At 58.1% G+C, this 12,120-nt stretch carries 9 protein-coding genes; 6 read left to right on the top strand and 3 right to left on the bottom strand.

What is annotated here, in order from left to right; all coding sequences use genetic code 11:
* Positions 1–1,212: 1,212 nt before the first annotated feature.
* Positions 1,213–2,568 carry a hypothetical protein gene (locus XH83_RS22530; RefSeq protein WP_194402930.1) on the bottom strand — a complete coding sequence of 452 codons (1,356 nt, stop codon included), beginning with the start codon at positions 2,566–2,568 and terminating at the stop codon, positions 1,213–1,215.
* A 98-nt stretch (positions 2,569–2,666) separates the two neighbouring features.
* Between XH83_RS22530 and XH83_RS22525 the strand changes: the two genes are divergently transcribed.
* Positions 2,667–3,509 (top strand): hypothetical protein, encoded by an 843-nt coding sequence (locus tag XH83_RS22525; protein ID WP_194402929.1) that lies wholly within the window; start codon positions 2,667–2,669, stop codon positions 3,507–3,509.
* Here the strand turns inward: XH83_RS22525 and XH83_RS22520 are convergent.
* Together XH83_RS22520 and XH83_RS22515 are read right to left on the bottom strand one after the other, a co-directional pair.
* Positions 3,490–4,473, bottom strand: coding sequence for a hypothetical protein (locus XH83_RS22520; protein ID WP_194402928.1), 984 nt, complete (start codon positions 4,471–4,473; stop codon positions 3,490–3,492). The two genes, XH83_RS22525 and XH83_RS22520, sit on opposite strands and share 20 nt — an antisense overlap.
* Before the next feature lie 328 nt (positions 4,474–4,801).
* Complete coding sequence (locus tag XH83_RS22515) at positions 4,802–5,608, bottom strand: serine protease (RefSeq protein ID WP_194402927.1); 807 nt, start codon at positions 5,606–5,608, stop codon at positions 4,802–4,804.
* A 57-nt stretch (positions 5,609–5,665) separates the two neighbouring features.
* Between XH83_RS22515 and XH83_RS22510 the strand changes: the two genes are divergently transcribed.
* The 5 genes from XH83_RS22510 to XH83_RS22490 all read left to right on the top strand — a co-directional run bounded on the left by XH83_RS22510 (position 5,666) and on the right by XH83_RS22490 (position 12,112).
* Complete coding sequence (locus XH83_RS22510) at positions 5,666–6,598, top strand: MazG nucleotide pyrophosphohydrolase domain-containing protein (protein WP_194402926.1); 933 nt, start codon at positions 5,666–5,668, stop codon at positions 6,596–6,598.
* Between the two features lie 61 nt (positions 6,599–6,659).
* A complete protein-coding gene (locus XH83_RS22505; RefSeq protein ID WP_194402925.1) occupies positions 6,660–7,586 on the top strand; it encodes a hypothetical protein in 927 nt (308 codons plus the stop codon).
* A 271-nt stretch (positions 7,587–7,857) separates the two neighbouring features.
* Complete coding sequence (locus XH83_RS22500; protein ID WP_194402924.1) at positions 7,858–8,046, top strand: hypothetical protein; 189 nt, start codon at positions 7,858–7,860, stop codon at positions 8,044–8,046.
* Between the two features lie 125 nt (positions 8,047–8,171).
* Positions 8,172–9,203, top strand: coding sequence for a DNA cytosine methyltransferase (locus XH83_RS22495; RefSeq protein WP_246776301.1), 1,032 nt, complete (start codon positions 8,172–8,174; stop codon positions 9,201–9,203).
* Complete coding sequence (locus XH83_RS22490) at positions 9,200–12,112, top strand: ATP-binding protein (protein WP_194402922.1); 2,913 nt, start codon at positions 9,200–9,202, stop codon at positions 12,110–12,112. The genes XH83_RS22495 and XH83_RS22490 overlap by 4 nt, the downstream gene beginning before the upstream one ends.
* The last annotated feature ends 8 nt before the right edge of the window (positions 12,113–12,120 follow it).

Below are 12,120 nucleotides of genomic sequence, written 5' to 3'. Positions count from 1 at the left end.
TGTTTGACTGTAACCGATATCCGTCCGTCAGGCCAGATTTCTACGCTCAGGACTCTTCCACCGCCGTCGAACACGCCTTTGACCGCACGCCTGACATCGGCTTCGGTGAATTTTGACTTCGACATTTCTGACTACTTCGGCTGAATATGCACTGGAGCTAGTCGCCGCAGACAAACGCTTGCAACGCTCGGGTAAGTCGCTAAGGCGAACTCCACCCATCTGCTGAACCCCGCCGTCTGAAAAGACTTTGTCGGCCTGAATGAAACGTTGGAGGGCGTTGGCGAAGATTCGGCCAGGTTGCGAGTACCGACCCAGGGCAGCCGATTACGGAATTTGGGCGCGCGATCTTCGGTGGCGAAGGCGCTCTGCCTAACGGTCAAAGGGCTCTACATTGATATGCACGCCCCAACCCGCGACCAGACTGCTACAAGCGCCGGATAGCAATTGGATTCATTGATCAAGCTGACTTTCGCACAAATCCAATCGCGTTCGTTACATTTCGGTTGGTCGTTTCTAGTGCGAAACTGATGCAGTAACGCCGCCATCGCGGAACTATCCTCACGATTGTTCATGAAGGGGATCGACTCGACCCTCTCAAGGCTGAAACAGGGGTTCGATTCCCCTAGGGAGCGCCAGAAATTTCAATAACTTAGACCTGTGATAGAGAAGTCGTCGAATATCCGTTGAATAAGCGGCAGCGGACGTTGGCGGACTCCGACACACTGATTCCGTAATCCGACTACGCAGGTTCTCGCGCGTAGATCCGACAGCTCCTTTGTCAATTCGAGGGGCAGTGACAGCCACGACGACATGCAATCCGCCTCCAAGCCCACGAAGTGTTCGCATCTCGTTGGCCGCGCTCCATGCGTTGAATGCGCGATGTTTTCCTTGCCGCAAATGAAGGCTTCCCCATCTTCGGCGGTGCAACCGAGTTCGGACTCGGTCCAGAAGAATGCCGTACCCGCGGCAGCGATCGGGAATAACATTTTGTTGGGCGACGAAACGCCTTGCAAGCGTCGTCTAATATAGCGCGCGCATGGTCTCGTATTGCGACGTGGTCGATTGCCCTCCGGCTTCGCGATCTCATGTTGGATCGAAGCGGGCCTTCCGCCGAAGGCGGTTCAGACGCTTGCCGGTCATTCCAGCTTGCAGGTGACCATGGATCGGTACGGCCATCTGTTCAAATCGGATCGCTTGCGCCCGACTAGATCCTTACGTCAGAGAACCGTTGACGCTTTCAAGCAAAGCCTCGTCGTCAAGGGCGGAGGCATAATCGAGGACACTTTCAAAAAAGCCGCGCGAATATCGTTCAAGCGGACTCGTATATAAATGCTCACCAAGATTGGTAAGCTCTAGGCGTTCTAAGCGAGCGCTCGCCCGAGGATGACTGTCCATTTTTTCTCGAACCCGGAGGCGCCCCGCTAATCGTGTTTTCAAGAGCTCGCCCGCTCGCTGGATGAAGTCCATATAAGTGAACAGCAGGTAGACGCCGCCAAGACCGCTTTGATAGTCATGTAGTGCTTCGGTGATGCGCGAAACGCGCTCATTGCCAGGCTTGTCCGGCGTATCTATCGCGCCTCGCGTATACTTCACGAGCTTCGATCTCATCAGCCCAAGCGCAAATGAGTCGGCGGAGAACTCAAATTCGTGCTGGATGGTACCGGAATTGCTTCCGCTCGCGCGTTCGGCTTTCAAGCGGTTCGGGTGGTCGAGTGCAACATGTCCCAGTTCGTGCATCAAAATGAAATCAAGTTGCTCGGCGGTGAGCCGGTGGGCCATCATACTTAAGTGATCCTCGTAGAGGATGATGGATGATCGTGTAATCTGCGTTGCGGCAACGTCCGACCAAAAAAATAGGATGGTTGGAATGATCCCTTCCCACGCCCGGACAAGCCGCACAGGACCAGCCATATCCTTCGTGCCGAAATAATGAAGCAGATAACGGTTTAGATGCTTCAAAATAGGCTCAAGGGCGTAGTTGATGCCAACGATAGGACCGTTTTCGAATGCGAAAGTGGTCGCGTTGAACTTGGCGCGCTTCACAAGCGCACAAGCGACCTTATCAAGACCATAGCGAGCTATGTTTTCAGTAGGCAGCTCTACCATCACACGCAAGAAACTTAACCGTCCCCAATACGGCAGAAGAGCCGCGGGTGCTTTGAAGTTTCCGGCAAGATCGAGTGCAGTATCGGCCAGTATCTTGTTGAGTACGAAATCGAATGCGGCCGCAAATCGGATGTCATCATCGCTTTCGGGCGGCGGCCAGTTTGCCTGAAACAATGACCGCAAACCCAGAAAAATCAATTCTTCGGGACGTATGGGTCCTGCCGCATGCAATGCGGCAATGGTCTGACGCTGCTCTGCCGAAACGCCGCCCAAGGTACCGTAGTCCGCGACTTGGAGGTGTTCGAGGTCAAGCATAAGAGTAGGCTTAGGGCCCAAGCCAAGCCTAGCAGCCACACGAACGAGCGCTTCCTTGAAAATGGCGTCAATCCGTTTCGGATCGATCACCGGAAAGCAGAGGTTGTTATCCTGGCCGAGCCAAAGCTCATAAGGGTTCGCGTTCATGGCATAATCGACTTGCAGTCGGCATTATGAGGATCCAACCGTTACGTGTATCATCCTTCTGGCGGTTTCAGCGAAACCAATTTAGCGACAAGCCAAAAATGTCCACGCTTTATCTCGATCATAGTATCGTCACGCATCCTGCGTCATGGACGCCGGTTGACGAGGTCCTTACCAACGGAAAAGCGCAGTTGGCGCTGTCCCTTTGGAACTTGTTCGAAATCGGATCGGCTTCCGACAGAGCGCAGCAGGACCAGCGGCTAACCTTTCTGATGAAGGCCAAGCCGCTTTGGATCTTGGAACGCGTGCAGATAGAGCGGCGCGAGGTGCGGGCTTTTCTTTGGAAGGAAAAGCTTCAGGTCGCGCCCGAGCCAATTGACGCCTTTCGGCGTCACCTCTCCGAAGTCGAGTCATTCATGGTTGGCTCCAAGACGCGGATCGGGGTCACGCCGAGACAGTGGATAGATACAATCGATTTTAAGAGGTACGCCCCATCCAAGGAGCTTGCGCCTACAGCCCTGCGCCAGCTTCAAACGTTGGGGCCGAAGAAGGTCGCCGAGCGCCAGGACGAAATCTTTGAGAGATGGATTGAAGGCCTGCTGCCGACGAAGTTGCCGGATGGCTCAGCGTGCTCGAAGGCAGAATTGTTGGAGTTCTCAAAGTTTTGTTTAGACAACCAAGCAGCATTCTACGCGGCGTGCCCGGCGATGGCAGTCGAGAATGCCCTGACGCGAGCACGTACCGCTACGGCGTCTCGCAATCCGCAAAATTCTGACGGAATTGATCTCATGCACGCAGTCGTCGCTCTTGCCTATTGCGACTATTTCTTACTACGGGACGGTTTCGTCTTTCAGTGTTGCGAGCAAGCGCACAAGGAGTTGGCGGGCAGGCCGCTTGCAGCCGTGTTCAGGGACGCTGAGGACCTCAAGAAGGCGCTCCCTTAGCCACGGCATTCTGATCCGTTGGCGCGCTTTTCTCTTTGGCCTCCGCTGCAAGCTCGTTCATGGGCTTGTTCATCACGTGCGAAACGCAGGACAAGACGCCTTTTAAGGCCTGGCTCCACGGCACGCCAGCGAGTGGAATTAATCCGCCGTGGTAGCGGGCCTTTAGGCCGACCATGAAGTCGGTCGTATCGATGATCTGTTCCGGGGTGCAGTTCTCGATCGGGCGCCCCTCGCAAATGCGCTCTAGCCGCTTTTCTTGGATTTTGTCGACCAGTTGCACGAACAGGTGATAGACGCGTGCGGCATCTTCGGCGATGTCCAAATCTTCAAGGATGATCTGCTGAGTCAGTGCGTCGCCAGCCGTCAGGTCGAGATCGCATGAGTTAGTTGTCGCAGCAAGCTTGGTGCCGAGCTTTGAGCCGTGTTCATCGCCGTAGATTTCAGCTTGGTTGAAAAGGAAATCATGAACGTCGCTAACGGCATTGGAGGTCTCGGAATACTTGTATCCGAACGCGCGCACGGAGGCCGCCTCGTCGAGCGCTTCGGCTTCCATCTTCTCAGCCTTTGCCAAAAACCGGATTCCGGAATCCACGGCAGCAAGCGCTTCACGGACGCGAGCCGTGGCAACGCCCGGGTCCATCTCGAATTTCTCGTACCGGGAAGATAACCATTCCCGATAGTAACCTTCGAGGCTCTTCCAATCGGCGCCGGGCGAAAAGCTCCACGAATTGCCGTCCTGAACGGTCTCGGCGGCGAAGGCATTGGGGAACGCCTTCTGGGCGGTGTCGAATTTCACTTTGTGATTGCGGGGAGGTTCCTGGCCGCTGTGTAATAGGAGCGCCGAGAGCATGGCATCTACTGCAGAATAGCCGTCAGCAATCGCTTGGCGTGGGGTGCCCGCAAAACGCGCGTGGTGCGCGTATTGCTTGGCAAGCGCAAGCTGCAACAAAGTGTCCTCGTTCATGGCAGCGTTCCGAAGGCAGGAGGGCCTTAAAACCGGCGCCCAGAAAGGGGCAATTTGGGGCGCTCGGCAAGGGGTGCCGCCAATTCTACATGGCACACCTCGATCAAGGCAATTTGCCCCAAGCTGCGCGAAAGAGTTCGGCTGTTTAACCCCTTTTTATGCGCGGAAAGGTCCATGAATCGTTGAACAAATTACTACGCAACAGTGAGCGTCGCCGATTTCGCTACCGGCTTGCGAACGTCGGTGCCAGGCCTTGGCCGCCGCAATCCGCAAGCAAAGCCCGCTGCACACAACAGGTCGTGCCGACATCCAAGCGCCCCCCGCGGAGTCATGGCGGAAACGGATTGACGCCTCTTTTCCCGTCGCGAAGGATGCCCTCGACCAGGTCGATAGGAAAGACGCGGCCGAGCTGTAGCTTCTCGAGATCTTTATTCCCGACCGAGCCTGCGTAGACGCCTGCAAGCTCGAGCTTCATTCGCTCCCCAGCCTGGCCGACGGCGTAGGTGCTGCGAAATGCCTTCCTGTCCGAGGTACGCAAAGTTCGCTTATAGACGGGCGAGCCGGACATGCCGGGTGTGCCGGGGGTATCGACCAGAATCCACGGCCTACGCTCGGCGGAAGTATCTTGGCCGCTCGAAACCATCGCGCTCTTCCAGACCGCAGAGTTCGTATGGTCTCCGAGTTTGAACGGATGTCCGACGATGACGACATCCATGGCCGGCTCCAACGCGAAACAGGAATTGGGGGCAAAGCTTTGGGTGAACGGTAGGCGGAAACGAGGGGGGGCGGTCAGTCGCACCAGCGCCAGATCGACTCCATGCTCGCGATCACCTTCGATCCACGTGGGCCCGTCTGCATCGTAGAGTGGGACCTCCATATCTTGCGGCTTAGAGCCGGCCGGATCGTGGATGGTGAAACGCAGCCAACTGGGACTGTGCGGCTTTCCGCCGACTAGGGAGCCCGGGTCATCTGGCCTCCGCCCCGTCACGACATGCCAGTTCGTCACCAGCCATCGTGTGCCGTTCGGGCCAGCATACAGAAAGCCCGTCGCGAAGCCGAACGGCTCCGGTCCCTTAACCGTGTTTACGATACCCTGTAGATAGATGCTGCAGCAGGACGCCGGGGACGTGGCCATTCTGTTCCTGTAACACTGCTGCAGAGCCTGGAAAACACGTGAAGAGGAATGGACGGCATGAAAGTTCTGGTGGACCACGAGATCGCCGATGCCATCGCTCGCAAGGAGCTCGTGCTCGATGGGGACCCGGAGGGCTGCAAGGGAGCCTGCTACGAGCTTCGAATGGGCAACGTCTATTACGACTTGACCGAGGACGAGAAGCGTTATCCGGTGCCTGCCGGAGGAGAGGTCCTTATCAAGCCCGGTCATCGGGTGGTACTGATCACGCACGAACGCCTTGCGCTGAACGATAAGGTATTCGCGCGCATCGTCAGCAAGGGATCGTTGTTTAGCATAGGCTTAAGCGCAGTCGCGACGTATGCCGATCCCGGCTTTCACGGACGTATTGGCATCGTGACGCAAAATGTCAGCAGCAAGTACATCGTCTTGCCCTTGCTTGAGCCCATCGCGAAGGTGGACTTCACCGTTCTCGAAACTTCCGCCTCGCATCCCTACAGAGGACAACACGGATACGAGACCAAGATGTGGCCCGTTAAAACTGAACTGCAAAGGACGCGCGAAGAATTGGCCGGTGATCCGCGGTTACTTGCGTCGGATTCGGCCAAGATCGATGAAAACTCCGCACCTGCTGCTGATTCCCTTGCCAGCTTGATCCGTCGACAGATCGACGCCGACCGCGCGCATGGCTTTCCCGTCGACTTCGCCGACGACGAGGAGCGATGCGGTCAAATTTCAAAGGATTTGGTCGGGTTGTTGGGCGAAGTCGGAGAATTCGCCAACCTCATTAAGAAGGTTGAACTGACTACCACGCGTCCTGGTTATGTTGGTACAAATCTCGCGGCGGCGGAGCCGGAGCTCAGGCGGGAGCTCGCGGACGTTCAGATCTATCTGCTCCGACTCGCGCATTTGCTCCGAGCGGACCTTGGGAAGGCCGTGATTGAAAAGATGCAGACGAACGATGGTCGCTACGCCTATCTCAGAAAGACCTAGACGGACCTTCTTCGTCGGTCTGAATACGGGCTATGTCGAGGATGGCGCGCCGGATGAGCGAATGGTCGCCTTCTATGAAGAGCGCAGTTCCGCCCGATTGTCGTGTGCGATCGTCGGCAACGTAGTGTTGCCTGGCGGACACCCGGTCAATTCGATGACCGCGATGATGTCTTCAGGCCGACGTTGGAAAACATTAGCTGCATCGATTGCTGCGCAAGGTACGATGCCGGGCATCCAATTGGCGACAGCGTGGGAAAACTACGAGGGCGCAACAAGTTTCCGCCCGAAGTACTGGGCGGAGACGATCGCCAAAAGCCGTGCTCTCGCAAATTCGGTCGGACCAACCCGGTTACGACAGCTCTTCGCGGGTCTTCACACAGGAACAGAGATGGCGGCCGAAGCAGGTTACAGGCACGTCCAGCTTCATGCCGCTCATGGCTACCTTTTCAGTTTGCTGACGGATCGGCGCCTCTATGATGGGGCAGCCGAGTGTCTCGAATTCGTCAGGTCTTGGGCGCAAACTTGCCGCGAAACCGGCCTGGAAACCTCGGTGAGAATTTCACTAAGGACTGGCGACGCCGACTTCGATCACGTCGGTGCGACGACCTATCAAGACGTGGTAAGCTCCTTGCCGGTCGACATCGTCGACGTTTCGTCGGGTTTCTACAACATAGATAAGCGACTGATTTATCCAAGCACGCGCTCGGTCTTATGCGACCGCCATCGCGAGACATTTGAGCTTGCCGCGCGCCATCCCGGGACACAATTCATCCTGTCAGGGAAGGCGTCGGGCGTAGTGGACGACCTGCCGCCGAACGTCCATCTAGGCGTTTGCCGCGACCTCATCGCCAATCCGGCGTTTCTCGACGGCCGCTCCGACGGCTGCAGGAATTCGGGAAAGTGTCATTATCACTCCCGTGGTGCACGCAGCGTGTGGTGTCCGATCTGGGGTCGGACCCCAAGGCATTCCGGGATTGCGTCGTCCTGACCGCCCACAACGCATCGACGATCGATGCATCGGTTCTGCCGTGGTCATGCGGCCGACTAGATGTCGTTGTCGGTCTTGCCCCACGGTATCCCTCCACCCCCGGGGCGAAGGCCTTGCTTCGCCAGCGCGCGTTGAGGTTGATGGGTGACCGGCCGGGACTGGCGAAATCGCGTCAGACGGCGAAAAATTGCTATTGAATGCCAATCCGAGCGAAGGCTGTTGCTCAGAAGACAAACCCTGTTACCATGGTTTCATGATATAAGGATTTCCGATGAAACCGCAGGGCCAGTCGAATGAAGAGAACCTTCAGATCACCGTCCCGGCGGCGACCAAAAGAAGTCTGAGGCTCAAGGCCGCGGAAAGCGGCGAAACGATGCGGGTCATCGTCCTGAAAGCGCTTGCTGACGCGGGCATTCACGTCCCAAGCAAGGAGTTGCTGGACCGAAGGAAGAGTAAGTAATGGGGCGTAAGGGGGGCAAGACGAGGGGAACCGGGCGTGCTAATCCCAAGCGAAGCCGTTCCACCGCACCGGTCGTTTCCTGCGATCTTTTCGCAGGTGCCGGCGGATTCTCGCTGGGCGCGCACATGGCTGACATAGAAGTCGCCGCTGCCGTTGAGATGAACGAGCATGCCTGCAAAACGTACCGCAGGAATCTGATCGACACGGGTTTGACGTCGACGCACTTATTCGATCGCGACATCACCGAATTAAGCCCGTCCGAGCTGATGAAGAAGAGCGGTCTCGACGCCAAGAAGTGCGACATACTTCTGGGCGGGCCCCCTTGCCAAGGCTTCTCGGCACATCGCCTTAGCGATGCAGGCGTGAACGATCCGCGCAACGCGTTGCTGCTGCGTTATTTCGAATACGTCCGAATCCTTCGACCTGCGTTCTTTTTGGTCGAAAACGTGCCTGGCATGCTTTGGCCGAAGCACAAGTCCTTCGTGGACGCGTTCTACAGCTTGGCGAAATCCGCGCGTTACGGTGTGCTCGATCCGGTCGTGATCAATGCCCGAGACTACGGCGTGCCTCAAAACCGCCGCCGCGTCTTCATCCTGGGCTACGATCGTAGGCGGATCAAGGAAGCGCCCGCGTGGCCCCCGAAGCCGACTCATGCCGATCCCGGCGCCGAAAGTGCTCTTCCACATTGGCGCCCCGCATCGCTTGTGTTCGATCGGCCTGCGTTGCGGAGCGATCCCAACGACATTCACATGATGCACGGCAAGGAATTGGTTGCCACGTTCGCTCGGACACCCGCGAACGGGGGATCGAGGAAGGACTCGGGGCGCGTTTTGCCGTGCCACGAGGACCACGATGGCCATCGCGACGTTTATGGCCGCATCGATCCGAAGGCGCCCGCGCCGACGATGACGACGGCGTGCATCAATCCCTCGAAGGGTCGGTTCGTGCATCCTACGAAACACCACGGCATCACTCTGCGCCAAGCCGCGCGAATCCAGTCTTTTCCGGACTGGTTCATCTTCGAAGGAGGGCTTATGGCGGGCGGCGTGCAGGTCGGAAACGCGGTGCCCGTGGACTTGGCGAGGGCGCTGCTGGCGCCGCTCAGGAAAGCTGTCCTGTCGATCCGGGCAGCCGAAGAAACGGCGGCGGCCGCATGAGCCAAGGCGTCGCATTCCAGACGCGGGCGCGTACGATCGATCATCTCGGTCGCGGTCAGATAGCCGACGCGCCCACCGCCGTAAGCGAGCTTTGGAAAAACGCGTTCGATGCCTATGCCAGAAACGTCGGTCTCCACATCTTCGACGGCGACTGCAAGGTAGGTGCCATCTTCGACGATGGCGTCGGTATGAACCGCGATGACGTAATCAACCGTTGGCTGGTCATCGGAACGGAAAGCAAGATCGAAGCCTTCGATGCCGGCCCGATCGACACTCTCGGACTCCCGGTACGCGTCCGCCAAGGCGAAAAGGGAATCGGTCGACTTTCAGCGGCGTTCCTCGCGCCGGCGACCGTCCTGGTGTCGAAGCGAACTGGCTTCCCTTTCGTGGTCGTCATCGTGGATTGGCGCCTGTTCGAAAATCCTTTTCTGGCGCTGGACGACATTCAACTTCCCGTCGGCGAGTTCGAAACGCTCGATGCTGCCCTTTCGGCGTTTCCCTCGATGACGGCGACCCTGCTTGCCAATCTGGGGCGCGGCTCCGACAAGCGCGCGAAGCGCCTCGCCGAAAGCTGGAAACACTTCGCCGAGTTCGAAGCCGGAACAGTCGTGCCTTCCACGGCCTCCGTGGTGCAAGGGCTTTGGAACGGCTCAGCTCCACTCACCCGGCGACATCTCGATGAGTGGGACGTAACCCACGGCCTTGCCGACCACGGCACGGCCATGTTCATGATCGACCTGAATCACGAACTCGCCGTCTGGGCGACGCCTTCGGAAGTCGGCGACGAGGTGGAGCTCATAAAGCAGAAGCTTTATTTCACCCTGACCGCGTTCACCGACCCGTATTCGCGGAAGCGAATTGACTTCAACTATGAGGTCTACTCGCATGTCGGCGACGCCGACAAGCGCGAGATCAGCTCGACGGAAGTATTCGATATACAAGAGCTCCACGAACTGGAGCACTACATAGACGGCAGTTTCGACGACCGCGGCACGTTCACCGGTCGCATCGTCGCCTTTGGACAGGATCTCGGTGTTAAGACCATCGCTCCCGCGCGGATCCCGTCCCAACGCGGCCGAGATCGATTGGGCCCGTTCGACTTTGTCATCGGGACGTTCGAGCAGGACGAACGTCGATCCACTCACGATGCCAACCAGCATGCGTTGCTCCTGAAGCAGGCCGAAAAGTTCGCTGGCGTCGCCATGTACCGGGATCAGCTTCGGATCATGCCTTACGGAAGGCCGGATGCGGATTTCCTTGGCATGGAAGAGCGTCGCTCCAAACACGCTGGTCGCGAGTTTTGGGCGCATCGGCGCACCTTTGGGCATGTCGCCTTCTCGCGGCAGGATAATCCCTATCTGAGAGACAAGGCCGGGCGCGAAGGCCTGGTCGACAATCGCGCCTTCAGAGAGATGAGGCTTCTCATCGAACAGCTACTGAGGGACACGGCCAGAAGATACTTCGGTACCGACGCGCCTCTCCGCGAAGAGCTGATGCCCGGGATCATGGAGCGCAAGGCGCTTCAGAAGGAGGCGGCTGACAAGGCCCGCGCACGGCGCCGCAAAGGGATGCGTCAATTCCTAAAGGAGCAGGCGGAGCCGCTCGACGAGGCGCTGCAACGCGCCGATAGTCTTCTTGCCTTGGCTAAGGATACGCTTGCATCCAAGGACCGCGTTCAGGCCGTAGTTCTGGCGGCGCGCACCCAGGAGATGCGCGTCATGAGTGAAACTCTCCGGCCGCCGACGCCACCATCGCGGATGGGCGACCTCGAAGAGGAGTGGCGCGCCTATCGAGACGGATACCAGTCGTTTCTGGACAGACTTCAGGAACTGACCAAGCTAAGCGCGCAGGTCGACGCCACGGTACAGGCGGAAGATCCCAAAACGCTTCTCCGGAAGCGTTTCGATGAGCAGAAAAAGCAGCTCGCGACCCAGCTCGAAGGCTTCACGAGACTCATCGACGAGGGCCTCTCCAAGCTGAGGGCGGATTGGCAGGAGAAACGATCGGCGGATGAGGACGAGCTGGAGAAACGCGTCGGCCACGTGCTTGAAGCGAAAGCCACCGCCGCAAACCTCATCGGGTTCCTGAATCTGATAGACGCGAATCGAGCGGAGCTCTCCGACGCCTTCTCCGCGAAGTATCTCGCTTTCCTGAACAGTATCACTCAGCTGATCGAGGGCATCGACCTCGAAGGTGCATACGCGGCGACCGAAGACGACCGGGCAGAACTCGAAGCCAGGCTGCAGGACATCCAGGCCGTAGCGCAGGTTGGCATCACCGTCGAAATCATTGGCCACGAATTCGAGACATTGGAAGCGGAAGTCCGTCGCAACCTGTCGAAGTTGCCGGAACAGGTGCGAGGAACGGCCGCGTTCAAGAAAGCTCTCCATGCACACCAGGCTCTGGCGGATCGCCTGCGGTTCCTGTCTCCGCTCAAGATCGCCGGCTACCGATCCCGCGAGACCATCACGGGGGAGCAGATCGCGGATTATATTTCGGACTTCTTCTCCGGCATATTCCGAGCCCAGCGAATCGAGTTTACGGCGACCAAAGCCTTCCGCGAGACGGCGATCACCGACATTCCTTCGCGCATCTTTCCGGTATTCGTGAACCTTGTGAACAATGCGGTCTATTGGGCCTCCCAATCCGAAGAGCGGCGCATCGTGATCGACTTCAAGGACAACAAGACGATCGTGGCGGATACGGGCCCGGGCGTGGACCCGGAGGACGTCTCGCGCCTATTCACCATCTTTTTCTCGCGCCGCCGTATGGGTCGGGGGGTCGGTCTCTATCTCAGTCGAGTAAACCTCGCCGTCGCGGGTCACAAGATCCGGTACGCGGGCGAGGGCGATCCGAGGGTGTTGCCGGGAGCCAACTTCATCATCGAGTTCAAGGGGGTCCGGAGTTGATAGACCCT

Origin of the sequence: Bradyrhizobium sp. CCBAU 53351 (genome assembly GCF_015291745.1) — a bacterium.
In the GTDB taxonomy this organism is placed as follows: domain Bacteria; phylum Pseudomonadota; class Alphaproteobacteria; order Rhizobiales; family Xanthobacteraceae; genus Bradyrhizobium.
The sequence above is the reverse complement of the archived record's forward strand: the minus strand, read 5'-3'. Positions and strand labels throughout refer to the sequence as shown.